Here is a 26,832-nt window from a genome sequence, read left to right on the forward strand (position 1 = left end):
GCGCTGCGCTTGGCGTGGCGGCGTTGCTGGCGCTGGCCTGGTACGGCTGGCGCGCGGGCGGCATCGCCCTGTTGCAGTTGGGCGTCGGCGTCTGTTGAACGGCGATTGCCGCTGCCCGCTCCGGCAGCTAGCCTGAACCGACCTCATCAGGATATCGCCATGACCCTATCCCGCTTTCTGCCGTTGGCGCTGCTCACCTCGCTGGCTTCGCCGATGCTGCTCGCCGCCGACTGCCCGCCGCTGTTGCAGCATGAATTGCCCAAGCTGCGCTCCAAGGACACCCTCGATCTCTGCCAGTTTTCCGGCAAGGCGCTGGTGGTGGTGAACACCGCCAGCCACTGTGGTTTCACCCCGCAGTTCAAGGGGCTCGAAGCGCTCTACCAGCGCTACAAGGGTGACGGCCTGGAAATGCTCGGCGTGCCGTCCGACGACTTCTTCCAGGAAGACGACGACGCGGCGGAAACGGCCAAGGTCTGCTACCAGAACTACGGCGTGACCTTCGCCATGACCCAGACCCAGCCGGTGCGCGGCAGCGATGCGACGCCGCTTTTCCGCGAGCTGGCCGCGCAGGCCGACGGCCAGGCGCCGCGCTGGAACTTCTACAAGTACGTGGTGGATCGCCAGGGCAAGGTGGTCGGCGTGTTCAACAGCAAGACCAAGCCGGACGACCCGGCGCTGGTCGAGGCGGTGCAGAAGGCGCTGGCAAGCAAGGCGGACTGAAGGCAGGCGTTGCCGGCGGTGCGCGCGGCGCACCCTACGGCGAGCAAAAAAAAACGCGCGGCCTGGGCCGCGCGTTTTCGTTTTTGCGGGTGACGCTTAGAAGCGGTACGAGACCTGGGTGCCGATACCGTGGGCGCTGTTCTTGTAGGTGGAGCTGTAGTTTTCCACCAGGGCGCCGCCGGCGTAGGCACGGGACTGGTCGATGTCGACGTCTTCCTCTTTCAGATAGGAGTAGGCGACATCGATGGTCAGGTCGTCGGTCGGGCTCCAGCCCAGGCCGAGGGACAGGGTCTTGCGGTCGCCGGTCGGGATGCGCGGCGAGCGGTGCTCGTTGTTGGTCGGGCTCTGATCCATGCCCAGGCCCGCACGCAGCACCACCTGCTTGTTCAACTGGTAGGAGGCGCCGATGGCGTAGGCCCAGGTGTCATGCCATTCCTGCTCCTCGGCGATGGTGCCGAACTGAGCGCCAGCGGTCGGGTTCAGACCTTCGTTCTGCACCACGATGGACTCCAGGCGGCTCCAGCGGGTGAAGGTGGCGCCGCCGTAGAGGGTCCACTGATCGTCCAGCTCGTGGGTGATCGAGAAGTCGGCGGATTCCGGGGTTTTCAGCTTCAGAGAGGCATCGTACTTGCCGTAGGCGCCGATGCCGCCCAGGGCGAGGTCGGAACCGGAGATGCGGGTATCGCCCTCGAGCTTGTAGTCGACCATCGAGTGGTAGGTCAGGCCGGCGCGGGTCTGCGGGGTGAATTCGTAGAGCACGCCGACGTTGTAACCCAGCGCGGTGTCGTCACCCTTGATCTTCACGCGGCTTTCGGCGGTCGCCAGGGCCGGAACGGCGCTTTCCAGCTGGCCGGAGATACGGTTGATGGTCAGGCCTACACCGACCGACAGCTGATCATTGAAGCGGTAGCTGACGGTGGGCTGCGCGGTGACCACTTTAACTTCGCTGTAGTCGCCGAAGAAACGGCCCTGGAAGCTGCCTTCATAGTCGGTGATCAGGCCGAATGGGGCGTAGACGCCGAAGCCCACGGCCCACTTGTCGCTCAGCGGGTTGACGTAATAACCGAACGGCACCGCGGTGAACGGCACCATGTCGCCGTCGTTGCTGCCGGCCACCGGCTGAGTGATTGCGCCGCCCAGGACCGCGGAGCCGGAAGCATCGTTGATATCGGTCTTGGCGATGATCGCCGCGGCACCCAGGCTGACTTCCTGGCGCTTCAGGCGCGCCATGCCGGCGGGGTTACCGAAGACGGTGGTGGAGTCCTCGGCGGATGAGGAGCGACCTGCGTAGTTGGTGCCCATGCCGCTGACGCTCTGTTCGTTGAGGGCGAAGCCGGAAGCGATTACCTGGGTGGAAGCCGCTGCGATGGCAATGGCGAGGGCGCTTTTCAGTGTTTTTGTTATCACGGGTTCAGGACTCCTGTTATTGGGGCGATGTGGAACTAAACGAGCTGACTGTGTCGGCATCGTCGAAGTTCCAAGCGAGTCGTGGCTCGCAAGCGGCGCGATAATGCCTGTTCCGCGACAATCCCGGCAAGGGCTCGGAGGCCCAGCCTATGAAACGGATGTTTGAGCTGTAAATACCGGACTAGAGCGCTTTTAAACTGACTCTCAATCGCCGATTTCGACCGGTCGGTCAACTTTCGTGATCCACTCGCTCCAGGAGCCCGCGTACAGCGGCGCCAGCGGGTATCCGGCGAGGTTCAGCGCGAACAGGTTGTGGCAGGCGGTGACGCCGGAGCCGCAGTAGGCGACCAGCTGATCGGGCGAGCGCGTCTCCAGCAGGGCAGCGAAACGTTGGCGCAGCTGTTCGGCCGGGAGGAAGCGTCCGTCGGCGCCGAGGTTGTCGGTGAAGGCCGCACAGCGCGCGCCGGGGATATGCCCGGCCACCGGGTCGATCGGCTCCACCTCGCCGCGAAAACGCGGCAGGCCGCGGGCGTCCAGCAAGGTCATGTCGGGTTGCTGCAGACGCTGCTGCAGGCGGTCAGCGTCGATCACCAGGCTGTCGTCCGCTACGCCGTCGAAACCGCCGTTGCCCGCCGGCGGCACGTCGCGGGTCAACGCCAGACCGGCTTCCTTCCAGGCTTTCAGCCCGCCATCGAGCAGATACAGACCGTCGCGCTTGCCCAGCCAGGCCAGCAACCACCAGGCCCGCGCAGCGAACGCGCCGGGGCCATCGTCGTACATGACGATCTGGCTGTCGTCGTCGATGCCCCACTCGCGCAGGCGCTGCAGCAGCGCCGCCGGCGAGGGCAGCGGATGCCGGCCGGTAACGCCGGGCTGCACAGGTGCGGAGAGATCGCGTTCCAGGTCGGCGAAATGGGCGCCGGGAAGGTGGCCTTCGGCGTAGCTGCGCTGGCCGTAGGCGGGGTCTTCCAGAGCGAAGCGGCAATCGAGGATGACCAGGCCGGGCTGGCCGAGGCGCTGGGCGAGGGTTTGCGGGTCGATCAGGTGGGCGATGGTCATCCGGTGCTCCTGCTGCGAAGGAATCGATGGCGCATGATAAACGCCACCGGCATGTGGGCGGGGCCGCCGCCCAAAACGGGTTCAGCCGTAGGGTGGATCGCGCTCTATCGATCCACCGGGCGGTGTAACGGTGGATGAAAAGAGCGTCATCCACCCTACGCCTGAAGGGAGTCCGGTGCATCCGATGGGCGCGTGTACCGAGTGACGCCCAGACGTAGGGTGGATCGTGCTCCGTCGATCCATCGGGCGGTATAACGGTGGATGAAAAGAGCGTCATCCACCCTACGCCTGAAGGGAGTCCGGTGCATCCGATGGGGGCGGCGTTACTGAGTGACGCCCAGCCGTAGGGTGGATCGCGCTCTATCGATCCACCAGGCGATGTAACGGTGGATGAAAAGAGCGTCATCCACCCTACGTCTGACGGGAGTCCGGTGCGTCCGATGGGGGCGGCGTGCTCAGCGAATCCTCAGGCGGCCTATCCGGTCATTGTCCAGGCTGCCGAAGTAGAGGAAATCGCCCTGCGGTTTCACCGAGGTGACCATGCGCAGGTGCGCGCCGCTGGTGTCATGCAGGCTCTGCACGATGTTGCCGTTTTCGTCGAGGGCGGTCACCAGGCCGTAGGGCGTGGGTTTTGGCCAGAGCGCGCGCGGCAGCTTGGCGATCTGCGCCTTGAGCCACGGGTGGCGATGGAGGAAGTCGGCGTCGGCCTTGCGCGGCGTAGGCAGGGCGACCCAGAAGGTGCCGGCGCGGTCGCCCTGGAGGTTGTCCGGCAGTCCGGGCAGGTTGTCGATGAACACCTCATGGCTGCCGGCCTTGTCCCCCGTGAGCCAGTAGCGGGTGATGCGATAGCGGTAGGTTTCGTTGACCAGCACGAAATCCTCGTGCTGCGAGAGCGCCACGCCGTTGGCGAAATACAGGTCCTTGAGCAGCACCTCGGTCTTGCCTGTAGCCGGGTCGTAGCGCAGCAGGCGGCCGTGCGGGCGCGCCTCGAGCAGGTCGAGCAGGTAGTCCGGCTGGGTGAAGGTGTCGGAGGCGTCGCTGAAATAGATGCGCCCGTCGCGGGCGATGTCGAGGTCGTCGGTGAAGCGGAAGGGAACGCCGTCCGCCTCGGTGGCGAGCACGCTGATCTTGCCGTGGGCATCGACACTGAGCAGGCCCTTGTAGGCGTCGGCGACAATCAATTGGCCGTCCGCCGCGAAGTCCATGCCCAGTGGGCGCCCGCCGGTGTTGACGAAGGTCTGCGGAATGCCGTCCGCACCCAGGCGCACGATGCGGCCGTCGGCGAGGCTGGCGTAGAGCCGCCCACTAGCATCCACGGCGGTGTCTTCCGGCCCGTGCAGCTGGCCCTGGGCGATCAGTTCGGCCTTCATCAGCGTGTCGTTGGGCTCCAGCACGCCGGTCAGCGGCGGCGCGGCGGGCGCGTCCCAGGCGAGCGGGTCGATCACGCTCGGGGTGACGCTGAGGTAGAGCGCAGCGGCGGCGAGCAGCAGCGCGATGAAGCCGATCAACTTGGTCATGGCGGTCCTTTTCTGATTGTTCTGGGCGCAGCCTCGGAGCATAGGAGGCGGCGCAGCCGGCCGACAAGCCGTGAATCTCCGTCCCGTTGGCGCAGCGCAGTTATACTGGCGTGATTACCAAGGAGAGCCGTGTGCCCAACGATATTCACTGGATCCGTGACGACGCCGCCCTGGCGCACCACTGCAGCATCTGGCGTGACTTGCCCTACGTGGCGCTGGACACCGAATTCATCCGAGTCGACACCTTCTATCCACTTGCCGGCCTGGTGCAGATCGGCGACGGCGAGCGCGCCTTTCTCATCGACCCGCTGCTGATCGGCGACTGGAAACCCTTCGCCGCGCTGCTGGAAAGCCCGCAGGTGGTCAAGGTGCTGCATGCCTGCAGCGAAGACCTCGAAGTGCTGCTGCGCCTGACCGGCAGCCTGCCAGCGCCGCTGTTCGACACGCAGCTGGCCGCGGGTTACCTGGGCATCGGTTTCTCCATGGGCTATTCGCGCCTGGCCAATGCCGTGCTCGGCCTCGACCTGCCGAAGGACGCCACGCGCTCGGACTGGCTGGCGCGCCCGCTCAGCGACATTCAGGTGCGTTACGCCGCCGATGACGCCAAGCACCTGGCGGAAATCTACGAAGTGCTGGATCAGCGCCTGTCCGACGAGAAGCGCGCCTGGCTGCTGGAGGACGGTGCCGAACTGGTCGCCAACCTGCGCCGGGAGGTCGACCCGCGCGAGTTGTACCGCGACGCCAAGCTCGGCTGGAAGCTGTCGCGCGCCCAGCTGGCGGTGCTCCGCGAGCTGTACGTCTGGCGCGAGGCCGAGGCCCGTCGCCGCGACCAGCCGCGCAATCGCATCGTCCGCGAGCATTGCCTGTGGCCGCTGGCGCGCTTCCAGCCGGACAACCTGGTGGCCCTGGCGAAGATCGAGGACATGCACCCGCGCACCGTGCGCCAGGACGGCGAGACGCTGATCCAGTTGATCAAGGACGCCGCCGCGCTGCCCAGGGAAGCCTGGCCGGAGGCGCTGCCCGAGCCGCTGCCGGTGGATGCCACGGTGCTGCTCAAGCGCCTGCGCGCGGTTGGCCAGGCCGAAGCCGAGAAGCTGCAGATCGTCCCCGAGCTGATGCTGCGCAAGAAGTCCCTCGAGGCGCTGCTCAAGAGCGGCTATCCCGACGGCCCCTACACCCTGCCTGAATCCCTGCGTGGCTGGCGCCGCGAGCGCATGGGCCAGGCGCTGCTCGACGCCCTCGCTCCGGGCGCTGGAGAACCTACCCCGTGAAACGCCTCTGCTCCATCTACCGCAGCCCGCGCAAGCGCGAGATGTACCTCTACGTGAACCGCGCCGACGCGCTCAAGCGCGTGCCGGAAAGCCTGCTGGTCGCCTTCGGGCCGCCGCAGCACGCCTTCGACCTGGTGCTGACCCCGGAGCGCCAGCTCGCGCGCGAAGACATCGCCAAGGTGCTGGAGAACCTGGAAACCCAGGGCTATCACCTGCAGATGCCGCCGCCCGAGGACGACTACATCGCCCACCTGCCGGATGAACTGCTGCGCCGCAACGACCCGGTCTGACCCATGCGCCTGCTGATCGCCGATCCTGAACACGCCCGCTACGCCGACCTGCTGGGTGACGCCGAGCCGTCGCTGCAACTGCACGGCAGTGACGATCCGGCGGAGCTGGCCAGGTTGGCGGCCCACTGCCCGGTGTGGCTCGGGGCGCCCGATCTGCTGGCGCCGCTGTTGCGCGGCGGCGCCCGCCCGCAGTGGGTGCAGTCGACCTGGGCCGGCATCACGCCGCTGCTGGCCGCCGACCTGCCGCGCGATTACCGCCTCAGCCGGGCAGTCGGCGTATTCGGCCAGGCGATGGCCGAATACGTGCTGACCTACCTGTTGGCCCACGAGCGCCAGGTTCTGTCGCGCGCGGCGCTGCAAGGGGAGGGCCGCTGGGACACGCGCACGCCGCACGGCCTCGGCGGACGCCGGGCGCTGATCGTCGGTGCCGGCGACATCGGCCAGGCGGTGGCGCGCCTGCTGGCGCCGTTCGGCATCGAGCTGCGCGGCATCGCCCGCCAGCCGCGCGCCCTGGAGCCGTTCCTGGAAGTCGCCGGGATCGACCAGCTGGAGCGTCTCGCCGCGCAGGCCGACTACCTGATCAACCTGCTGCCGAACACGCCCGACACCGGCGATATCTACGACGCCGGCCTGTTCGCGCGCCTGCCGCGCGGCGCGCTGTTCATCAACGCCGGGCGTGGCACGGCGGTGGTCGATGCCGACCTGGTCGCCGCGCTGCAAGGCGGGCAGCTGGCGGCCGCGGTGATCGACGTCTGTCGCGAGGAACCGCCAGCGCCCGACCATCCGTTCTGGCGCGCACCGAACCTGCTGCTCACCGGGCACACCGCGGCGCCGACGCCGCCCAGGGCGATGGCCCGGCTGTTCCTCGACAACCTGGCGCGTCACCGCGCGGCGGAGCCGCTGCTCGGCCAGGTGGATTTCGCCCGCGGCTACTAGGGCCGTTGGCGTTCCCCGCGACGAAACCTCGCCGCCCAGGCATCCGACGACGCAGCCTTGGCCCTGTCTGCGCGGCGGGCTAGACTGCCGGCCTTTTCGCACCCTCGCCGCAGTACGCCCATGGCCGCCATCGTCGAACCCTTCTGGAAGCGCAAGACCCTTGCCGAGCTCGATCGCACCGAGTGGGAATCGCTCTGCGACGGCTGCGGCCTGTGCTGCCTGCAGAAGCTGGAAGATGAGGACGACGGCAGCGTCTACTACACCCGAGTGGCCTGCAAACTGCTCGACCTGACCAGCTGCCGCTGCAGCGACTACCCGAATCGCCGCCAGTACGTGGCCGACTGCATCCAGCTCACCCCGGCGCAGGCCGACCAGTTCCGCTGGCTGCCGCCGACCTGCGCCTACCGGCGCGTGGCCGAGGGCAAGGACCTGCTGGCCTGGCATCACCTGGTCTGCGGCGATCCGGATGCGGTGCACCGCGCCGGCATCTCGCAATCGGGAAAGATGCTCAGCGAAGACAGCGTCGCCGAGGATGACTGGGAAGACCACCTGATCTTCCGCGCCGGCTGATACCCGGCCGCCGCCCGCACGGCGCTGACCGACACCGACAGACCCCATGGGATTTCACTGCGATGCCCTCACTCCGCTGGTTGCCCTGTTGCCTGCTGTTCGTCTTCACCTCCTGCGCCCTGGCGGCGAAGAAGGTCGACCTGGACTACTCCGTGCGCTTCCTGCCGCAGGCCGATCAGGCCGAGGTCAGCCTGCGGCTGGCGAAGGGCGAAGTGGTTCGCGAGCTGGAACTCGACCTTGGCGCCACCGGGGCGTACAGCGACTTCAAGGCCGACGGAGACTGGCGCCTGAGCGGCGACCACGGGCTGTGGAAACCCTCGCGCGGCGCGGCGACGCTGAGCTACCGGGTGCGCGTCAGCCATCGTCGCGAATCGGGCGCCTACGACGCGCGGATGACCGTCGACTGGGCGCTGCTGCGCGGCGACGATCTGGTGCCGGCGGCGCGACTGTCGCAGGCCGATGGCGTCGAGCTGGTGTCGCGCCTGCAGTTCGAGTTGCCGGAGGGCTGGAACAGCGTGGAAACCGGCTGGCCGCGGATCGGCAAGAACCGTTTCCGCATCGATAATCCGGGGCGCCGCTTCGACCGGCCGACCGGCTGGATTCTCGCCGGCAAGATCGGTGCGCGGCGCCTGCGCCTGGGCGAGACCGACGTCACCGTGGCGGCGCCCACCGGCGAGGGGCTGCGGCGGATGGACATCATCACCTTGCTCACCTACGTCTGGCCGCATGCGCAGGCGGCGTTCCCGCGCGCCCCGGAGAAGCTGCTGATCGTTGGCGCCGGCGAGCCGATGTGGCGGGGCGGGCTGTCCGCGCCGAACTCGTTCTTCATGCAGGCCGAGCGGCCGCTGATCAGCGAAAACGGCACCAGCCCGCTGCTGCACGAACTGGTGCACGTGTTCACCCGGATCACCGACACGGACGACAGCGACTGGATCAGCGAGGGCGTCGCCGAGTACTACTCAATCGAGTTGCTGCGCCGTTCGGGCGGACTCGGCGAGGCCCGTTATCACAAGGTGCGCGAGCAGTTGCAGCGTTGGAGCCGCGACGTGAGCAGCCTGCGCGGCGAGCATTCCAGCGGCGCGGTGACGGCGCGGGCGGTGCTGTTGCTGGAGGACCTGAACCAGGAAATCCGCGTGGCCAGCAAGGGCCGGCAGTCGCTGGACGACCTCGTCCAGGGCCTGATGCGCCTGGACAAGGTCAGCACCGACGACGTGCGGGCGATCGCCGAAACGCTGATCGGCGAGCCGTCGAAGGTGCTGGATACGCCGTTGCTGGCGGGCAACTAGCGAATCAGACGCCGGCTTTCGGGCTGCTCAGCGATTCGTTGCCGGTGACGGTGGCGCTGCGGGTCGCGGCGTCGGCGTTCTCGAACAGGCGGTCCAGCTTGCCGCCACTGGCGACCTTGAAGTCGTGGACGTCTTCCTTCGCCGCCTGCAGCACCTTCTTCGCCGCGCAACGCCCGGTGAAGCCGCGCACCAGCCCCATGCCGCCCATCGCCACTTCCAGCAGGCCGCCGATGCCGCCGCGGCGCAGGCCCTTGCTCAACAGCACGAAGCCGCCGGCGATGGAGGCCGCGCGCTCCCAGCCGTGCACGTTTTTCTCGGCATCGCTGCCGGGAGTGAAGGCGGAGGTAGCGCCGGTTTCATCTTTGTGAGTTGGAATCAGCATCGTTGTTCTCCTTGGAGGGTTACCTAGAACATGACTCCCGCGCCGCCGCGCTGTTCCGCAGCCCGGATGGCCGGCGCGCGCCATTGCAGAACTTCCGCGGCGTTGTGGTCGTCCCAGTTTTAACTCCGTTTTGCGACAAGGAAGGGCCTACATGTTCGCCATCAAGAATCGCCTCGGTCTGTTCCAGCTGGCCAAACGCGTGGTCAAGGAATTCGCCGACGACGAAATGCCGACCTATGCGTCGGCGCTGGCCTACCAGATGTTCTTCTCGCTGTTCCCGTTCCTGCTGTTCCTCATCGCGCTGATCAGCTTTCTCGATTTGCCGACGTTCTTCGACTGGCTGCGCGAGCAGGCCGCCTACTTCCTGCCGACCGAGGCGATGGACCAGCTGAATCCGGCGATCGACCGCTTCCAGCAGCAGGAATCCGGGCTGTTCTCGGTGGGGATCGTGGTGGCGATCTGGACCTCCTCGTCGGCCGTGCGCTCGACGATGGATGCGATGAACAAGGCCTATGACGTGAAGGAAGGCCGCCCGGCGTGGAAGCGCTTCCCGTTGTCGGTGCTCTACACCGTCGGCCTGGCCGCGCTGCTGCTGACCGCCGCCGGGCTGATGGTGGTCGGGCCCAGCGTGATGAACTGGCTCGCCCACTGGTTCGGCCTGGAGCAGGTGATGGTAATGCTCTGGAACCTGCTGCGCTGGCCGGTGGCGATCGTGCTGATGGTGGTGGCGGTGGCGGTGGTGTACTACGTCGCGCCGGACGTGAAACAGAAATTCCGCTTCATCACCCCCGGCTCGCTGCTCGCGGTGGTGGTGTGGATCGCGGCCTCGGTGGGGTTCGGCTTCTACGTGAAGAACTTCGGCAACTACAACGCGCTGTACGGCTCCATCGGCGCGATCATCATCCTGCTGCTGTATTTCTACATTTCCGCCGCGGTGCTGCTGCTCGGCGCCGAGCTGAATGCCGTGCTGGAGCACCACGATCCGGAAGGCAAGGATCCCGGCGAGAAGGTCGAAGGCGACGGCGCGCCGGCGGAGCAGGTAGCCACCGGCTCCAAGGTCGATCCCTGATTCGCTGAGCGCGATCTCGTAGGGTGGGCTTCAGCCCACGCGACAGCACAGGGGCGAGCGCCGGTGGGCTAAAGCCCACCCTACAGGTGGCGATTGGGGACTTTCGGGCTTGCGTTGAGCGCGATTTCGTAGGGTGGGCTTCAGCCCACGCGACAACGCAGGGGTGAGGGCCGGTGGGCTAAAGCCCACCCTACGGGCTACAGGTGGCGATTGGGGACTTTCGGGCTCGCGTTAAGCGCGGCGCTCGTAGGGTGGGCTTCAGCCCACGCGACAACGCAGGGGTGAGGGCCGGTGGGCTAAAGCTCACCCTACAGGTGGCGATTGGGGACTTTCGGGCTCGCGTTGAGCGCGGCGCTCGTAGGGTGGGCTTCAGTCCACGCGACAACGCAGGGGGGGAGGGCCGGTGGGCTAAAGCCCACCCTACGGGCTACAGGTGGCGATTGGGGACTTTCGGGCTCGCGTTGAGCGCGGCGCTCGTAGGGTGGGCTTCAGCCCACGCGACAACGCAGGGTGAGCGCCGGTGGGCTAAAGCCCACACTACGGTCTGGGGATGAGCCGGGATCGTACAGGTGGGGCGAGTGGGAATGGTGCAACCCGCGCAGCCCGGTGGGTAAGACTCAGACCAGGCCCAGCACCTTCAGCAGGAAGGCGTATTCCAGCGCGACATCCTTGAGCGCCTGGTAGCGGCCGCTCATGCCGCCGTGGCCGGCGCCGAAGTCGGTCTTGAGCAGCAGCAGGTTGTCGTCGCTGCGCGTGGCGCGCAGCTTGGCGACCCACTTCGCCGCTTCCCAGTACTGCACCCGGCTGTCGTGGTACCCGGCGATGGCGAGGATCGCCGGATAGGCCTGGGCGCGCACGTTCTCGTAGGGCGCGTAGGCCTTGATGCGCGCGTGCACCGCCGCGTCGCGCGGGTCGCCCCATTCGTCGTACTCGGTCACGGTGAGCGGCAGGTCGGGGTTCTGCATGCTGTTCAGCACGTCGACGAAGGGCACTTCGGCGATGGCCGCGGCGAACAGCTCCGGACGCTGGTTGAGCACTGCGCCGATCAGCAGCCCGCCGGCGCTGCCGCCGCTGATGGCGAGGCGGTCGGTGCGGGTGTAGCCCCCGGCGATCAGGTGCTCGGCGCAGGCGATGAAGTCATCGAAGGTGTTCTGCTTGTGCTCCAGCTTGCCGCCGCGATACCAGGCCTCGCCCAGCTCGCCGCCACCGCGCACATGGGCGATGGCGAAGACGAAGCCGCGTTCGAGCAGGCTCAGGCGGGCATGCGAGAACCAGGGGTCGAGGCTTTCGCCATAGGCGCCATAGCCGTAGAGATACAGCGGGGCAGGGCGGCCGAGCACGTCGCGCCGCGCGACCAGGCTGATGGGGATCGCGGTGCCGTCCGGCGCCTTGGCCCAGAGCCGCTGGTTGACGTAGGCGTCGGCGTCGAACGGGCCTTCCACCGGGGTTTCCTTGAGCACCGCCTGCGCGCCGCTGGCGATGTCCAGCTGGCGAACCTGCGCCGGACGGTTCAGCGCCTCGTAGCGCAGCCGCAGTACCGGGCTGTCGAATTCCAGCGAGTCCTGCACGTAGAGGCTGTAGGCGGCATCCGGCAGCTCGACGCGATAATCCGGCGCCCCGGCCGGGTGCACCTGGATGATCGGCAGGCCGCCCTCGCGCAGGCTGAGGACGAAACCGTCGGCGTTGAGGCTGGCTTCCTCGAGCATCCGCTGCGGGTCGTGGCCGATCAGTTCCTGCCAGTGTTCGCGGGTCGGCGTGGCGTCATCGGCGCGGTACAGGGCGAAGTTGATGCCCGCCTGATTGCTGCGCACCACCCAGGCCCACTGGCCGTCGATGCGCCCGTGGTCGGGGTAGTACTCGTGGCCTTCCTCGCGGGGCGCCAGGCAGATGAACGCCTGCTGCGGCCGATCGGCATCCAGCACCCAGGCTTCGCAGGTGGTCTTGCTGTTGGCCAGCAGGATCAGCTGGCGTTCGGAGCTCGAGCGATAGCAGTTGAGGAAGAAGCGCCCGTCCGGCTCGTTGAACACCAGGGCCGCTTCGGCATCGCCCAGCGTGTAGCGGTAGAGCTTGTGCGGCCGATGGGTGGCATCCAGCTCGCCGAAGAACAGCGTGCGGCTGTCGTTGGCCCAAGTCAGGCTGCCGTCGCAGTCGTCGAAGGGCAGTACCTCGACGGCGCCGCTGGCCAGCTCCTTGACGAACAACTGGTAGATCTCGTCGCCCTGGGTATCCAGGCTGTAGGCCAGGCGCGTCTGGTCCGGGCTGATGCTGAAGGCGCCCAGCGACAGGTAGCCGCCCTCGGCCAGCGCATTGGGGTCGAGCAGCAGCTCCTCGCTGTCGTCGTCGACCTGCAGCGAAGCGCCGGCCGGCCGTGCGCAGCGATAGTGCCGCGGGTACTCGTCGCCGGCCTGGGTGCGGCTGTAGTAGAGGTACGCGCCCCAGGGCGTGGGCAGCGACAGGTCGGTCTCGCGGATGCGCGCCTTGATCTCCTCGAACAGGCGCTCACGCAACTCGGCGCCGTCGGCCAGCTGCGCCTCGGTCCAGTCGTTCTCGGCGTGCAGGTAATCGAGCACCTCCCGGGCGTCGCGGTTCTCCAGCCAGCGGTAAGGGTCCTGGGCATCCGTGTCGATGCGGGCGATGGGGGCGTGGGACATGCTCATCCTCGAAGTTGCGGCGCCGCGGCGGGAGGTCTGCGCGGCGAAAAGCCGCTATCATAGGCGCCCATTCGCCAGCCAGGCCATGCCGAAGCGCCACATGAACGAACACGACTACCTCCTCGCCTGGGCCGTCTATGGCATCGCCGCACTCGGTTGCCTGGCGGTGGTGTTCCAACTCACCGGCTGGATGTGGCGCTACCTGCGCGAGCCGCTGCGGCTGGTGATCGCGGTGCTGCTGCTGACGCCGACCATCGTCGACCCGAGCAAGGAGCTGTTCGCCCCAGCCATCGCCATCACCGCGCTGGACCTGGCCTTCAAGGTCGGCAACAACGTCTGGAAGGCGGTCGCCGACCTCAGCATGTACGGCCTGATCGCCTTCGTCGTCTACCTGCTGTTCGTGCTGCTGCGCTGGCCGGTGGAGCGTTGGCTGCGCAATCGCAAACGGGCCCGCGAGGAAGCGGTGGAAGACCCGCGCACCCTGCGCGAGCGGATGGACCCGGACGTCGAGCGCCCGCGCCGCGAGAGCCGCGTCGAACCGCGCGTATAGATTGCCATACAGCGGCTTGCGCCCACGCGCGGAGCCGTTCAGCATGGCCTCCTGCTTACCAGGAGCGCCCATGAATCCGATTCGCCCCCCCTTCGTCGCCACGCCGCCGCTGCCGAGGCCCGCCCATGTGTGAGCTGCTGGGCATGAGCGCCAACGTGCCGACGGATATCGTCTTCAGCTTCACCGGGCTGATGCAGCGCGGCGGCCGCACCGGCCCGCACCGTGACGGCTGGGGCATCGGCTTCTACGAGGGGCGCGGCCTGCGGCTGTTCCAGGACCCCTCGGCGAGCGCCGAATCCGAGGTCGCTCGGCTGGTGCAGCAGTACCCGATCAAGAGCGAGGTAGTCATCGGCCACATTCGCCAGGCCAACGTCGGCAAGGTCGCGCTGGCCAATACCCATCCCTTCGTCCGCGAGATGTGGGGGCGCAACTGGTGCTTCGCGCACAACGGCCAGCTGGCGGATTTCCAGCCTGCGCCCGGCTTCTACCGCCCGGTGGGCGATACCGACAGCGAAGCGGCCTTCTGCGACCTGCTCAACCGCCTGCGCGCCGCCTTTCCCGAGCCCGCCGATATCGAGGCGCTGTTGCCGACGCTGATCGAGGCGTGTCGCGAGTACCGCCGCAAAGGGGTGTTCAATTGCCTGCTCAGCGACGGCGACTGGTTGTTCAGCTGCTGTTCGACGAAGCTGGTGCAGATCACCCGCCGCGCGCCGTTCGGCCCGGCGCGTCTGAAGGACGCCGACCTGACGGTGGACTTCCAGGCGGAAACCACGCCCAACGACGTGGTTACCGTGCTGGCCACCGAGGCGCTGACCGATAACGAAGACTGGATCGTCCACCAGCCGGGTCAGTGGACCCTGTGGCGCGGGGGCGAGTGCATTGCAGAGGGTTGCGACACGCTGTCGGACTGAGTCCGTTTTCACACCCACAAGGAGAGCTGGATGTTGAGAAGTTACTTGCGCTTGATGCTGTTCGCGGTCGGTCTGCTGGTGGGCGTTCAGGTGCCCGGCTTCATTGCCGACTATGCCAATCGGGTCGAGGCGCATCGCATCGAGGCGGCCAAGGCGCTGGAAGGCTTCCGGGCCACCGCGGGGCGCTTCTTCCAGGGTGACCTGCAGGCGCTGGTGACGCATTACCGCGAAAGCCAGGACCCGGTGATGCGCAGCGATGCGCAGAGCGTGGCGACTCTGGTGGATCGCTCGGCGCTGCTCGAAGAGGAAGCGCAGGCGATGCACAGACCCTGGTATGCACGCGCCTGGCACGTGGTGGCGAAAGCCGATCCGGAGCTGCGCGCGGAAACCCTCGCCGCCTACGACTACCAGGTGCCGCTGGTGCCCGAGGCGATCGCCTGGGGCATCGTCTGTGCGCTGCTGCTGGCGTGGGTGGTGGAAAGCCTGCTCCTGCTGGTCGGCGCGGCGTTCGGCGTGGGCCGCCAGCGCCGGGCGCATCAGCGGCACTGGCGCTAGCCATCCGCGGGTAACGAAAGAACGGGCTTCGTCTCGACGTCACTTGGACAGGTACTTCATCCCTTCTTCCAGGCCACTCAGGGTCAGCGGAAACATCCGGTCCTCCACCAGCTCGCGGACGATGTTGGTCGAGGCGGTGTAGCCCCAGGTGTCCTTGGGGTAGGGGTTGATCCATACCAGCTTCTTGAATTTCTCCATGAAGCGCTGCATCCACACGTAGCCGGCTTCCTCGTTCCAGTGCTCGACGCTGCCACCGGCCTGGGTGATCTCGTAGGGCGCCATGGCCGCGTCGCCGATGAAGATCACCTTGTAGTCGGCGCCGTACTTGTGCAGCAGGTCGAGGGTCGAGGTGCGCTCGCTGGTGCGGCGGAAGTTGTTCTTCCACACCGATTCGTAGATGAAGTTGTGGAAATAGAAGTACTCGAGGTGCTTGAACTCGGTCTTGCAGGCCGAGAACAGCTCCTCGCAGACCTTCACGTGGGCATCCATCGAACCGCCGACGTCGAACAGCAGCAACAGCTTCACCGTGTTGCGGCGTTCCGGGCGCATCTGGATGTTCAGCAGGCCGGCATCCTTCGCCGTGTGGTCGATGGTGCCGTCGATGTCGAGCTCCTCGGCGGCGCCCTGGCGGGCGAACTTGCGCAACCGGCGCAGGGCGACCTTGATGTTGCGCGTGCCCAGCTCGACGTTGTCGTCGAGGTTCTTGTACTCGCGCTGGTCCCAGACCTTCGCCGCCTTGCCCTGGCGCTTGCCGGCGTCGCCGACGCGGATGCCTTCGGGGTTGAAGCCGCCGGAGCCGAACGGGCTGGTGCCGCCGGTGCCGATCCATTTGTTGCCGCCGGCGTGACGTTCCTTCTGTTCCTCGAGGCGTTTCTTGAACTCCTCGATGAGCTTGTCCAGCCCGCCGAGGGACTGGATCTGGGCGCGTTCCTCGTCGGTCAGCAGTCGCTCGAATTCCTTGCGCAGCCATTCCTCGGGAATCAGCGCCTCGATGTGCTGGTCGAGGTTCTGCAGGCCGTTGAAGTAGGCGCCGAAGGCACGGTCGAACTTGTCGAAATGGCGCTCGTCCTTCACTAGGATTGCCCGCGACAGGTAGTAGAACTCGTCCATGTCGGCGAACACGACGTTGTGCTGCAGCGCGTTGATCAGGTCGAGCAGCTCGCGCACCGAAACCGGCACCTTGGCCGCGCGCATTTCGTTGAAAAGATTGAGCAGCATTGTCTATGCCCTCGGGGTAATCCGTAGGGTGGGTTAGCCGCGCAGCGGCGTAACCCACCGTTGATGCCGCCGGCATCATGCTTGCCAGCCTGGCGGCTGGTCGGTGGGTTACGCTTCGCTAACCCACCCTACAAAGGCACTGGCCGACGCGCAGCAGCCCGATTTTTAACGCGAAGCGCGACGGCTCATGAAGGCCAGGCGTTCGAGCAGTTGCACGTCCTGCTCGTTCTTCACCAGCGCGCCGGCCAGCGGCGGGATGGCCTTGGTCGGATCGCGTTCGCGCAGCACGGCTTCGCCGATGTCGTCGGCCATCAGCAGCTTGAGCCAGTCGACCAGCTCGGAGGTGGAGGGCTTCTTCTTCAGGCCCGGCACCTTGCGCACGTCGAAGAACACGTCGAGCGCTTCGGCCACCAGGTCCTTCTTGATGTTCGGGTAGTGCACGTCGACGATCTTCTGCAGCGTGCTGCGGTCCGGGAAGGCGATGTAGTGGAAGAAGCAGCGGCGCAGGAAGGCGTCCGGCAGTTCCTTCTCGTTGTTCGAGGTGATGATGATGATCGGGCGCTGCTTCGCCTTGATCGTCTCGTTGGTCTCGTAAACGTAGAACTCCATCTTGTCGAGTTCCTGCAACAGGTCGTTGGGGAACTCGATGTCTGCCTTGTCGATTTCGTCGATCAGCAGGATCACCCGCTGCTCGGACTCGAAGGCCTCCCACAGCTTGCCTTTCTTGATGTAGTTGCGGATGTCGTTGACCTTGTCCGGGTCCAGCTGCGAGTCGCGCAGGCGGCTCACCGCATCGTATTCGTAGAGGCCCTGATGCGCCTTGGTGGTGGACTTGATGTGCCAGGTGATGAGCTTGGCGCCGAAGGATTCGGCCAGTTGTTCGGCGAGCATGGTTTTGCCGGTGCCGGGCTCGCCCTTCACCAGCAGCGGGCGCTGCAGGGTGATGGCGGCGTTGACCGCGAGCTTGAGATCGTCGGTGGCGACGTAGGATGGAGTGCCTTCGAACTTCATCGGAAAATCCTCGAAACGCGGGCGCACGCAGGGCCGGCGATGCTGTCTGGAAAGCCCCGACTATACCGCGCGGGCAAGCGGGCTGTGAACGCAGGCGGGCCATTCAGTCACTGAATGGTCGGCGTGCGCGCATCCTGGTCAGCGGCCCTTACTCGCGGTCTTCGCTGAGCGCACGCTCGAAGCGCGGCGTGAAGGCCTGCACGAAGGCGTTGCGCAGGATCGCCACGAACGCTTGGAACGGGTTTACGTGGCTGTCGCCCTTCATGCTGCCGGAGAGTTCGATGCGGGTGGCGAACTGGTCCTTGCTCTGGTTCTTCAGCACCGTCTGGCCACCGCCGACCACCGCTTCCCAGAGGCCCTGGAAGAAGCCTTTCTCGCGGTTCTCGACATCCTGCTTCCAGTTGAACACGTCGACGTCGCGCAGCAGCGGCTTGATGTAGCCGCTGAGCTGGGCGTTCTGCGCCTCGGCCTCGATCACCAGGTCGCCGGTGCCGGCGGCGAAGTCGAACTTGCCATAGGCGCGGGAGAAGTCGTTGAGGCGCTTGAGTTCCAGGTCGGTCATGCGCAGGCGCAGCTGGAAATCCTCGAAGTTGGTGAAAGGGTCGAAGCTCGCGCTCGCCTCGAGCGGCGCCTGGCCGAACAGCGCGGCGTGTCCCTTGAAGGTGGCGACGCGCTTGCCATCCGCGCTGGCGGTGTTGGTGAGGTTGTAGACGCTGGCGTCGACCTCGCTGGCGAACACGTCCACCGGCGGCTGCGACTGGAAGTTGCGGAACGCCAGGCGCCCGTCGACCACACGGACTTCGTTGAGGGTGATCGGCAGCAGTTGCTCCAATTGGTCGCGCCAGTCGACGCCCTCACCGGTCTGGTCCTGCTTCGGATCTTCGCTGTCGACGAAGTTGAGCTTGGGCGACTGGAAGATGACCTGGGCCACCACCGCGTGGTCGTACCACAGCGAATGCCAGCTCACCGAGAGGTCGATCAGCGGCGCTTCCAGCAACGGGACCGGAACGTCGCCGCTGGCCTTCTCGATCACCAGCCCGTTGATGCGGTAGGCGCCACGCCACCAGGCGAGGTCGACGTCGGCGATCTGCCCGCGGTATTCGCCCATGTCGGCGAGCTTGCCGTTCAGGTAGTCGCGCACCACGTAGGGCAGGGCCAGGTGAGCGACCAGCAGCAACAGGACGAGGGCCAGCGCGATCCACAGGGGCATGCTGTAGCGACGTTTCATGAGGGTTCCATTTGCGGGTGGCGTCGGTCGATGGACAGCCTTGGGCGCCGGGGAGTTCGCTGGACGAGAAACCCCATGGGGCATAGGCTTATGCGCTTTCTCAAGCCACTTGCCGCGGGGACCTCCATGAGCCGCATCTACGCTGACAACGCACAGGCCATCGGCAATACGCCGCTGGTGATGATCAATCGCCTGGGGCCGAAAGGCGTCACCCTGCTGGCCAAGATCGAGGGCCGCAACCCGGCCTATTCGGTGAAGTGCCGGATCGGCGCGAGCATGGTCTGGGATGCCGAGGAATCCGGGCGCCTGAAGCCGGGCATGACCATCGTCGAGCCGACCTCCGGCAACACCGGCATCGGGCTGGCGTTCGTCGCCGCGGCGCGTGGCTACAAGCTGATCCTGACCATGCCGGCGTCGATGAGCCTGGAGCGGCGCAAGGTGCTCAAGGCGCTCGGCGCGGAGCTGGTGCTCACCGAGCCGGCCAAGGGCATGAAGGGCGCGATCGACAAGGCAAGCGAGATCGCCGCCTCCAACCCCGGCGAATACCTGCTGCTGCAGCAGTTCGAGAACCCGGCCAACCCGGCGATCCACGAGAAGACCACCGGCCCGGAAATCTGGAACGACACCGACGGCAGCATCGACGTGCTGGTGGCCGGCGTCGGCACCGGCGGCACCATCACCGGCGTGTCTCGCTTCATCAAGCTGAACAAGGGCAAGAAAATCCTTTCCGTCGCCGTGGAGCCGATCGGTTCGCCGGTGATCAGCCAGGCGCTGGCCGGGGAGGAGATCAAGCCCGCGCCGCACAAGATCCAGGGCATCGGTGCCGGCTTCGTGCCGAAGAACCTCGACCTGTCCATCGTCGACCGTGTCGAGCAGGTGGGCGACGAGGAGGCCAAGTCGATGGCCCTGCGCCTGATGCGCGAGGAGGGCATTCTCTGCGGGATTTCCTGCGGCGCGGCGATGGCTGCCGCGGTGCGCCTGGCCGAGCACCCGGAAATGCAGGGCAAGACCATCGTGGTGATCCTGCCGGACTCCGGCGAGCGCTACCTGTCGAGCATGCTGTTCGACGGCCTGTTCAGCGAGCAGGAACTGCAGCAGTAAAACCGGCGCCGGACTCGCCCGCGGGTCCGGCCTTTCGTTCACCGCCGCTTCGTGGTTATAGTCGGGGCTCTTTCCGACCCGCTTCGAGATCGATCATGTCTGCTTCGCCGCGCACGGCCCGCCCCTTCGCCTCTTCGTTCGCCCTGAACGTAGCGCCGCGTGCCCGCGCCGTTGCCGCGCCACTCGCCCCACCACCTGTGAGCCCGCCCGCGGGCTGCCTGGCTCCGCCGCCACCACTGGCCTGAGCCGCGCCGGTTCGCCGGCTTCCCGTTCCCTGGTCTGCCACGCCGCCGGCGTGGTCCTCCTTGCCTATTTCACAGGTGGCAACATGCAGTTCTTCACCCGCAACAACCTCGTCGCGTGCGCGTCGACGAGCCTCTTCGTGCTGCTCTGGAGCAGCGGCGCCATCGTTTCCAAATGGGGCCTGGCGCATGCCTCGCCGTTCGCCTTCCTCTTGGTGCGCTTCATCATCGCCTTGCTGGCGCTGACGATCCTCGCCCGGGCTCTGCCGTTGCGCCTGCCGAGCACCAGGGCGGCGCGCGGGTATGCGGTAGCGACCGGGCTGGTGCTGCTCGGCGCCTACCAGATCTTCTACCTGCTGGCGCTGGACCTGCAGGTGACGCCCGGCGTGATGGCGACGCTGCTCGGCGTCCAGCCGATCCTCACCGCGGTGCTGCTGGAGAAGCGCCTCTCGCCGAGCCGGCTGTTCGGCCTGTGCCTCGGTCTGCTCGGGCTGGTGCTGGTGGTCTACCAGAACATCGGCCTGGCCGGCCTCTCATGGGCGGGCACGCTGTGCGGCCTGCTGGCGCTGGCGAGCATGACCGGCGGTTCGATCATGCAGAAGCGCATGCACGACAACCCGCTCGGCAGCCTGCCGCTGCAGTACCTGGCGGGCACGTTGCTGTGCGCGGCGTTCGTGCCGTTCCAGCCGTTCGAGATCGAGGCGGGCGTCGAGTTCTGGGTGTCGGTGCTGTGGATGGGGTTGCTGATTTCGGTGCTGGCCACGCTGCTGCTGTACCGACTGATCGCGCGTGGCAACCTGGTCAACGTCACCAGCCTGTTCTACCTGGTGCCGGCGGTGACCGCGTTGCTCGACTACCTGGTGTTCGGCAATCGCCTTGCGCCGCTGAGCCTGGCAGGGATGGGGTTGATCGTGGCGGGGTTGCTGTTCGTCTTCCGCCAGCCTGAGAGCGCCGGCTGACCGCTGTGGTCCGGGGGCGCCAGGGCGCCCCCGTTCGATCATGACTTCCTGCGACCGAGGATGATGTGCGACGCCTTGATCAGCGCGGTAGCGGGCTTGCCGGCCGCCAGGCCGAGTTCGGCCACGGCTTCGCGGGTGACGATGGCGGTGAGTTGCGCGCCGCCCGCCAGACGCAGGGTGACTTCGGCGTTCACCGCGCCGGTCTCGATGTTCTCCACGGTGCCGCTCAGTTGATTGCGGGCGGACAACTGGAAATCGTCGCTGCCGGTCATCAGCATCACCCAGGGCGCCTTCACCAGGGCGACCACCTCGACGCCGGCGGCCAGCTGCATCTCGCGCAGGCTGTCCATGGTGACGATGGCCACCAGGCGGTCGTTGTCGCCCAGATCGATCTCCACCTCGGCGTTGACCGCGCCGGTATGGCATTGCAGAACATTCCCTGACAGACGATTGCGCGCACTTATCTGCATGCTGCTCTCCCTTGTCGCGTTAGCGACGTTGTATTGTTTGCTACATAAATAACCCGGATCAAAAATCCGATTCGCCGGTGTCGACTCTAGAAAACAGTTCGATATAGAGGCAACCATAGCGGCGCGGTGATCTGGCACGCTTCTCGCTATATGCCAGCCTATACAGAGGATTTTCCATGACCAACGTCCCACAGCGTTTCATCGGCAGGCTTTCACTGGAGAGCGCGGTCGGCACGTCGCTTTCCGACACGCGCATCCGCCTGCTCGAGCAGATCGGCGAGCTCGGCTCCATCAGCCAGGCGGCGAAAGCCGTGCCGCTGTCCTACAAGGCGGCGTGGGATGCGGTGGATGCGATGAACAACATGGCCCCGCAACCGTTGGTGGTGCGTGTCACCGGCGGACGCCAGGGCGGTGGCACCCAGCTCACCGACTATGGGCGCAGCATCGTCGCCATGTACCGGGCGCTGGAAATCGAATACCAGCTCGTGCTCGACCGGCTCAGCGCGCGCCTGGGGGAAGTCGGAGCAGCCGATGTTCAGGAGTTCCAGAGTCTCATGCATCGACTCTCGATGAAGACCAGCGCACGCAACCAGTTCTCCGGGCCGATCACCGGCCTGCGCGACGGCGGCGTCGATTACGAAGTGCGCCTGCGCCTGGATGCGCAAAGCGAGCTGATCGCGGTGATCACCAAGTCCAGCGCGGAAAACCTCGGTCTGGCGATCGGCAAGGAGGTCTTCGCCTTCATCAAGTCCTCGTCGGTGCTGCTCAGCACCGACCGCGAACTGCAGCTCACCGCGCGCAACCAGCTGTGGGGCGAGATCGTCGAGATCCAGGCCGGCTCGGTGAACGACCAGGTCAGCCTGTTGCTGCCGTCCGGGCGCAGCGTCACCTCGGTGGTCACCCACGGCAGCTGCGAAACCCTCGGTCTCGCCGTCGGCCAGCAGGCGTGCGCGCTGTTCAAGGCCTCCAGCGTCATCCTCGCCGTTTACGATTGATCCCACCCCAAGGAGCGTCACCATGAAAGCCCGTAAGACCCTGTTCGCCGCCGCTGCCCTGGCGCTGTTCTCGAACCTGGCCCACGCCGAGCAGGTGCAGGTGGCGGTTGCCGCCAACTTCACCGAGCCGATGAAGAAGATCGCCGAGCAGTTCGAGAAGGACACCGGCAACCAGGCCGTGCTGACCTTCGGCGCGACCGGCAAGTTTTACGCGCAGATCACCAACGGCGCGCCGTTCGAGGTGTTCCTCGCGGCCGACGATGCCACGCCGGCCAAGCTGGAAAGCGAGAAGGCCGCCGTCGAGGGCAGCCGCTTCACCTACGCCATCGGCAAGCTGGTGCTGTGGTCGGCCAAGCCCGGCTACGTCGACGCCAAGGGCCAGGTGCTGGCCAAGGGCGACTTCAAGCACCTGTCGATCGCCAGTCCGAAAGCCGCGCCCTATGGCGCCGCCGCCATGCAAACCCTGGACAAGCTGGGCCTGACCCAGAAGGTCGAGGGCCGCATCGTCACCGGCGAGAACATCACCCAGGCCTATCAGTTCGTCGCCACCGAGAACGCCGAGCTGGGCTTCGTCGCGCTGTCCCAGGTCACCGAAAATAGCAAGCTGGTCAGCGGCTCGGCCTGGCAGGTGCCCGCCGAGTACTATTCGCCGATCCGCCAGGACGCGCAGATCCTCGCCAAGGGCAAGGACAACCCGGCCGCCAGGGCGCTGGTCGATTACCTGAAAGGCGAGAAGGCCGCGGCAATCATTCGCTCCTACGGCTACACCCTGTAGATTTCTCCGCAGCATGATCCGGTGCAGCGCTGTCTGCGCCGGATGTCTTTTTCCCCGAGTAGCGCCAAGGAGTCCGCCGCTTGCCTTCAGCCGTCGATCTCTCCGCCGTCCGCCTGACCATCGAGCTGGCCGGGCTGACCACGTTGATCCTGATGGTCGTCGGCACGCCCATCGCCTGGTGGCTGGCGACCACGCGTTCGCGGCTGCGCGGCTTGTTCGGGGCGCTGGTGGCGCTGCCGCTGGTGCTGCCGCCCTCGGTGCTCGGTTTCTACCTGCTCGTCAGCCTTGGCCCGCGGGGTCCGCTGGGAGCGCTGACGCAATGGCTCGGCCTCGGCCTGCTGCCGTTCACCTTCGCCGGGCTGGTGGTCGGTTCGGTGTTCTATTCGATGCCGTTCGTGGTGCAGCCGTTGCAGCAAGCGTTCGAGGCCATCGGCAAGCGCCCGCTGGAAGTCGCCGCGACCCTGCGCGCCTCGCCGCTGGACACCTTCTTCAGCGTGGTGCTGCCGCTGGCGCGTCCCGGCTTCATCACCGCCGCGATCCTCGGCTTCGCCCACACCGTCGGCGAGTTCGGCGTGGTGCTGATGATCGGCGGCAACATCCCGGAACGCACGCGGGTGGTTTCCGTGCAGATCTACGATCACGTCGAGGCGCTGGAATACGCCGAGGCGCATTGGCTGGCCGGCGGCATGCTGGTGTTCAGCTTCCTCGTGCTGCTGGCGCTCTACACCTTCAACTCCCGTCAGCGGATGGTCTGAGATGAGCGACTCCGCCTACATCGAACTGGACCTGCAGCACGGCTGGGCGGACTTCGGCCTGCGTGTCGAGGCGCGCCTGCCGGTCTCCGGGGTCACGGCGATCTTCGGCCATTCCGGCTCCGGCAAGACCACCTTGCTGCGCTGCATCGCCGGGCTGGAGCGGGCGCGCGGCGGGCGGGTGACGGTCGCCGGGGAATGCTGGCAGAACGAGTCGCGCGGGCTGTTCGTGCCGCCGCACAAGCGTCCGCTTGGCTACGTGTTCCAGGAGGCCAGCCTGTTCCCGCACCTCAGCGTGCGGCGCAACCTGGAGTACGGCCAGCGCCGCATCGCGGCGAGCGAGCGGCGGATTTCCCTGGACCAGGCGGTGGAGCTGCTCGGCATCGGTCATCTGCTCGAGCGCTCGCCGCAGCGCCTGTCGGGTGGCGAGCGGCAGCGCGTCGGCATCGCCCGTGCGCTGGCCACCAGCCCACGCCTGCTCTTGCTCGACGAGCCGTTGGCGGCGCTGGACCAGCGGCGCAAGCAGGAAGTGCTGCCGTACCTGGCGCGCCTGCACGCCGAGCTGGGCATCCCGATGCTCTACGTCAGCCACTCGCTGGCCGAGGTCACCCGTCTGGCCGATCACATGCTCTATCTGGAGGGCGGCGAGGTGCGCGCCGTCGGCCCGCTGAACCGGGTGCTGACCAGCGCCGAACTGCCGCTGGCGCATCTGGACGAGGCGGAAACCGCCTTGGAAGGGCAAATCGAAGCGCATGACGAGGCCTTCCTGCTCAGCTATGTGCTGGTGCCGGGCGGGCGCCTGGCGTTGCCGCTGACCGAGCTGCCGGCCGGGCGAAGGGTGCGCGTCGGCATCCAGGCGCGCGACGTCAGCCTGGCGCTGGAGAAGCCGCAGCGCAGCAGCATCCTCAACCAGCTGCAAGGCCAGGTGCTGGACGTGCTCCATGAGCCGGACAGCGCGCAAAGCCTGGTGCGCATCGACCTCGGCGGCGCGGTGTTGCTCTCGCGCATCACCCGGCGTTCCGCGGTCGAGCTGGAGTTGCACGGCGGCATCCAGGTGTACGCGCAGATCAAGGCCGTCGCCCTGGTCAACTGAGTTCTTTTCCGCCATTCCCCTTACCGATCCCGGCGACGCGATTGCTCGCGCTTCGTCGTGGGCGCCGTTCGGCCGGCAAGCGCCGCTGTAGCCTCTCTTACATTATGTATTTCTTGTTATATAGAAAACACGAGCGCTCCGCGCGGTTGCCTTCCTACGCTGTCAGGAGAAAATAAAACCGTTTTAAATTAGCTATATAGGTGGATTTTTCGGGCGGACTGGCGCCCGCTAAGGAATGGCACAGGATATGCCTTTACGATTTTGCGATAACTATAGATATATAGAAAAATCGTTTCCGTTTGCCATTCACTGGGGAGTCATCCATGCGCCATACCTCCATCGGCGGGCTGTTCGCCGCTGCTGCGCTGGGCCTTGCGCCCGGCGCGTTCACCGTTGCCGCCGAAACCGGGAGCAACGTCTTCGAGCTCGGTCAGATCAGTGTCATCGACAGCAAGGGCGAGAGCAGCCTGGGCGGCAGCGATACGCTGGGCAGCGAGGCCATGCGCAAGTACGACCGCGAGACGCTGGGCAAGGCGCTGAACCTGGTGCCGGGCGTCAACCTGAGCCGGGTCGGCGCGCGTAACGAGCAGATGGTCTACGTGCGCGGCTTCGACCTGCGCCAGGTGCCGATCTTCCTCGACGGCATTCCGGTCTATGTGCCCTATGACGGCTACGCCGACCTCGGCCGCTTCACCACCTTCGAGCTGTCGCGCATCGAGGTGGCCAAGGGCTTCAGCTCGATGACCTACGGGCCGAACACCCTCGGCGGGGCGATCAACCTGGTCACGCGCAAGCCGGTGAAGGCCTTCGAGGGCGAGATCGGCGGCGGGCTGAGCCTTACCGACGACGGCGAGAACAACGGCAACCGCGTCTACGCCAACCTCGGCAGCAACCAGGGCAACTGGTACATGCAGGCCGGGATGTCCTACCTGGATCAGGACTACTTCCGTCTCTCCGACGACTACCGGCCCAACGCCTTCGAGGACGGCGGCCGACGCGACAACAGCTATGCCACCGACCGCAAGGTCAACTTCAAGGTCGGGCTGACGCCCAACGACAGCGACGAATACGTGGTCGGCTACCAGCGCCAGGAAGGCGAGAAGGGCAATCCGCCCTATGCCGGCGATACGCTCAGTTCGACGCGCTACTGGCAATGGCCGACCTGGGACAAGACCAGCGTCTACGCCAGCAGCTCCACCGACCTCGGCGCCCACCGGCTGAAGGTGCGCGCCTATCACGACACCTACGAGAACAGCCTTTACGCCTACGACAACGCCCGCTACGACAGCCAGACCCGGGCCTCGTCGTTCCGCAGCTGGTACGACGACTACAGCAACGGCGCCAGCGTCGAGGACGAATGGAGCCTGAGCGACGAGAACCTGCTGCGCCTGGCCTACCACTTCAAGCAGGACGTGCACCGTGAGCACGACGGCGGCGAGCCCTGGCAGCATTTCGAGGACCGCACCCAGTCGCTGGCGCTGGAAGACAGCCACGCGCTGAGCGAGCGGCTGACCCTGGTGGTCGGCGTGTCCCACGACCAGCGCGACGGCCGCGAGGCGCAGAGCTACGCCAAGACCACCGGGCTGGTCGACGAGGAGGGCGGCAAGAACCACAGCAACAACGGCCAGGTCGGGCTGTTCTTCCAGCAGGACGAGGCCACCCAATGGCGTGCCAGCGTGGCGCGCAAGAGCCGCTTCGCCACCATCAAGGACCGCTACTCCTATCGCATGGGCACGGCGATTCCCAACCCGGACCTCAAATCCGAGCACGCCACGCACTTCGAGCTCGGCTACCAGCGCGCGCTGGGCGAAACC

Annotated in this window: 26 protein-coding genes; 17 read left to right on the plus strand and 9 right to left on the minus strand. The window is 66.5% G+C overall.

Going from position 1 to position 26,832, the window contains the following annotated elements:
* Window positions 1–213: 213 nt before the first annotated feature.
* Complete coding sequence (locus B2X67_RS13585) at window positions 214–720, plus strand: glutathione peroxidase (RefSeq protein ID WP_286785839.1); 507 nt, start codon at window positions 214–216, stop codon at window positions 718–720.
* 96 nt (window positions 721–816) lie between these two features.
* Here the strand turns inward: B2X67_RS13585 and B2X67_RS13590 are convergent, their stop codons facing one another.
* From B2X67_RS13590 to B2X67_RS13600, 3 genes are all read right to left on the minus strand, one after another.
* Window positions 817–2,127: an OmpP1/FadL family transporter gene (locus tag B2X67_RS13590; protein WP_286785820.1), complete on the minus strand. Its 1,311-nt coding sequence runs from the start codon at window positions 2,125–2,127 to the stop codon at window positions 817–819.
* 204 nt (window positions 2,128–2,331) lie between these two features.
* Window positions 2,332–3,186, minus strand: a complete 855-nt coding sequence (locus tag B2X67_RS13595) for a sulfurtransferase (protein ID WP_286785821.1) — start codon at window positions 3,184–3,186, stop codon at window positions 2,332–2,334.
* A gap of 455 nt (window positions 3,187–3,641) precedes the next feature.
* Window positions 3,642–4,703 carry an SMP-30/gluconolactonase/LRE family protein gene (locus B2X67_RS13600; RefSeq protein WP_286785822.1) on the minus strand — a complete coding sequence of 354 codons (1,062 nt, stop codon included), beginning with the start codon at window positions 4,701–4,703 and terminating at the stop codon, window positions 3,642–3,644.
* 131 nt (window positions 4,704–4,834) lie between these two features.
* Here B2X67_RS13600 and rnd point away from each other — a divergent pair, with 131 nt between their 5' ends.
* The 5 genes from rnd to B2X67_RS13625 all read left to right on the plus strand — a co-directional run bounded on the left by rnd (window position 4,835) and on the right by B2X67_RS13625 (window position 9,056).
* Complete coding sequence (gene rnd / locus B2X67_RS13605) at window positions 4,835–5,974, plus strand: ribonuclease D (RefSeq protein ID WP_286785823.1); 1,140 nt, start codon at window positions 4,835–4,837, stop codon at window positions 5,972–5,974.
* On the plus strand, window positions 5,971–6,264 hold the full coding sequence (locus tag B2X67_RS13610) for a YcgL domain-containing protein (RefSeq protein WP_090227713.1): 294 nt from the start codon (window positions 5,971–5,973) through the stop codon (window positions 6,262–6,264). Before rnd ends, B2X67_RS13610 begins: the two co-directional genes overlap by 4 nt.
* A gap of 3 nt (window positions 6,265–6,267) precedes the next feature.
* Window positions 6,268–7,200: a D-2-hydroxyacid dehydrogenase gene (locus B2X67_RS13615; protein WP_286785824.1), complete on the plus strand. Its 933-nt coding sequence runs from the start codon at window positions 6,268–6,270 to the stop codon at window positions 7,198–7,200.
* 120 nt (window positions 7,201–7,320) lie between these two features.
* Window positions 7,321–7,770, plus strand: a complete 450-nt coding sequence (locus tag B2X67_RS13620) for a YcgN family cysteine cluster protein (protein ID WP_090227708.1) — start codon at window positions 7,321–7,323, stop codon at window positions 7,768–7,770.
* Between the two features lie 62 nt (window positions 7,771–7,832).
* Window positions 7,833–9,056 (plus strand): hypothetical protein, encoded by a 1,224-nt coding sequence (locus B2X67_RS13625; protein WP_286785825.1) that lies wholly within the window; start codon window positions 7,833–7,835, stop codon window positions 9,054–9,056.
* A 4-nt stretch (window positions 9,057–9,060) separates the two neighbouring features.
* On the opposite strand, the gene B2X67_RS13630 is transcribed toward B2X67_RS13625, so the two are convergent.
* Entirely contained in the window at window positions 9,061–9,438 is a 378-nt protein-coding gene (locus B2X67_RS13630; RefSeq protein ID WP_286785826.1) for a YgaP family membrane protein, read from the minus strand.
* Between the two features lie 151 nt (window positions 9,439–9,589).
* On the opposite strand from B2X67_RS13630, the gene B2X67_RS13635 reads away from it, so the two are divergent.
* Window positions 9,590–10,507, plus strand: coding sequence for a YihY/virulence factor BrkB family protein (locus tag B2X67_RS13635; protein WP_286785827.1), 918 nt, complete (start codon window positions 9,590–9,592; stop codon window positions 10,505–10,507).
* 617 nt (window positions 10,508–11,124) lie between these two features.
* Here B2X67_RS13635 and B2X67_RS13640 read toward each other — a convergent pair.
* A complete protein-coding gene (locus tag B2X67_RS13640; RefSeq protein WP_286785828.1) occupies window positions 11,125–13,158 on the minus strand; it encodes a S9 family peptidase in 2,034 nt (677 codons plus the stop codon).
* 100 nt (window positions 13,159–13,258) lie between these two features.
* Between B2X67_RS13640 and B2X67_RS13645 the strand changes: the two genes are divergently transcribed.
* The 3 genes from B2X67_RS13645 (at window position 13,259) to B2X67_RS13655 (ending at window position 15,174) form a co-directional block, all read left to right on the plus strand.
* Entirely contained in the window at window positions 13,259–13,708 is a 450-nt protein-coding gene (locus B2X67_RS13645; protein WP_376747807.1) for an MFS transporter, read from the plus strand.
* A 125-nt stretch (window positions 13,709–13,833) separates the two neighbouring features.
* Window positions 13,834–14,619, plus strand: coding sequence for a class II glutamine amidotransferase (locus tag B2X67_RS13650; RefSeq protein WP_090227695.1), 786 nt, complete (start codon window positions 13,834–13,836; stop codon window positions 14,617–14,619).
* 30 nt (window positions 14,620–14,649) lie between these two features.
* On the plus strand, window positions 14,650–15,174 hold the full coding sequence (locus B2X67_RS13655; RefSeq protein ID WP_286785830.1) for a DUF2937 family protein: 525 nt from the start codon (window positions 14,650–14,652) through the stop codon (window positions 15,172–15,174).
* A 39-nt stretch (window positions 15,175–15,213) separates the two neighbouring features.
* Here B2X67_RS13655 and B2X67_RS13660 read toward each other — a convergent pair whose 3' ends face one another.
* The 3 genes from B2X67_RS13660 to B2X67_RS13670 form a co-directional block, all read right to left on the minus strand.
* Entirely contained in the window at window positions 15,214–16,392 is a 1,179-nt protein-coding gene (locus B2X67_RS13660; protein WP_286785831.1) for a vWA domain-containing protein, read from the minus strand.
* 165 nt (window positions 16,393–16,557) lie between these two features.
* Entirely contained in the window at window positions 16,558–17,403 is an 846-nt protein-coding gene (locus tag B2X67_RS13665; RefSeq protein ID WP_282339088.1) for an AAA family ATPase, read from the minus strand.
* 148 nt (window positions 17,404–17,551) lie between these two features.
* Entirely contained in the window at window positions 17,552–18,631 is a 1,080-nt protein-coding gene (locus B2X67_RS13670; protein ID WP_090227670.1) for a DUF748 domain-containing protein, read from the minus strand.
* A 126-nt stretch (window positions 18,632–18,757) separates the two neighbouring features.
* Here B2X67_RS13670 and cysK point away from each other — a divergent pair, with 126 nt between their 5' ends.
* Entirely contained in the window at window positions 18,758–19,732 is a 975-nt protein-coding gene (gene cysK, locus B2X67_RS13675) for a cysteine synthase A (RefSeq protein WP_273231309.1), read from the plus strand.
* 328 nt (window positions 19,733–20,060) lie between these two features.
* Complete coding sequence (locus B2X67_RS13680; protein ID WP_286785832.1) at window positions 20,061–20,933, plus strand: DMT family transporter; 873 nt, start codon at window positions 20,061–20,063, stop codon at window positions 20,931–20,933.
* A gap of 38 nt (window positions 20,934–20,971) precedes the next feature.
* Here B2X67_RS13680 and B2X67_RS13685 read toward each other — a convergent pair whose 3' ends face one another.
* Window positions 20,972–21,403, minus strand: a complete 432-nt coding sequence (locus tag B2X67_RS13685; protein ID WP_286785833.1) for a TOBE domain-containing protein — start codon at window positions 21,401–21,403, stop codon at window positions 20,972–20,974.
* Between the two features lie 176 nt (window positions 21,404–21,579).
* Here B2X67_RS13685 and B2X67_RS13690 point away from each other — a divergent pair, with 176 nt between their 5' ends.
* The 5 genes from B2X67_RS13690 to B2X67_RS13710 all read left to right on the plus strand — a co-directional run.
* Complete coding sequence (locus B2X67_RS13690; RefSeq protein WP_286785834.1) at window positions 21,580–22,398, plus strand: TOBE domain-containing protein; 819 nt, start codon at window positions 21,580–21,582, stop codon at window positions 22,396–22,398.
* A gap of 22 nt (window positions 22,399–22,420) precedes the next feature.
* Window positions 22,421–23,173: a molybdate ABC transporter substrate-binding protein gene (gene modA, locus B2X67_RS13695; RefSeq protein WP_286785835.1), complete on the plus strand. Its 753-nt coding sequence runs from the start codon at window positions 22,421–22,423 to the stop codon at window positions 23,171–23,173.
* An 80-nt stretch (window positions 23,174–23,253) separates the two neighbouring features.
* Window positions 23,254–23,928 (plus strand): molybdate ABC transporter permease subunit, encoded by a 675-nt coding sequence (modB, locus tag B2X67_RS13700; RefSeq protein WP_273231321.1) that lies wholly within the window; start codon window positions 23,254–23,256, stop codon window positions 23,926–23,928.
* A gap of 1 nt (window position 23,929) precedes the next feature.
* Window positions 23,930–25,018, plus strand: a complete 1,089-nt coding sequence (gene modC, locus B2X67_RS13705) for a molybdenum ABC transporter ATP-binding protein (RefSeq protein ID WP_286785836.1) — start codon at window positions 23,930–23,932, stop codon at window positions 25,016–25,018.
* Between the two features lie 323 nt (window positions 25,019–25,341).
* On the plus strand, window positions 25,342–26,832 hold a 1,491-nt coding region (locus tag B2X67_RS13710; protein WP_286785837.1), incomplete at its 3' end, for a TonB-dependent receptor plug domain-containing protein.

Source organism: Pseudomonas sp. UBA3153 (assembly GCF_002364635.1).
Lineage (GTDB): Bacteria > Pseudomonadota > Gammaproteobacteria > Pseudomonadales > Pseudomonadaceae > Pseudomonas_O > Pseudomonas_O kuykendallii.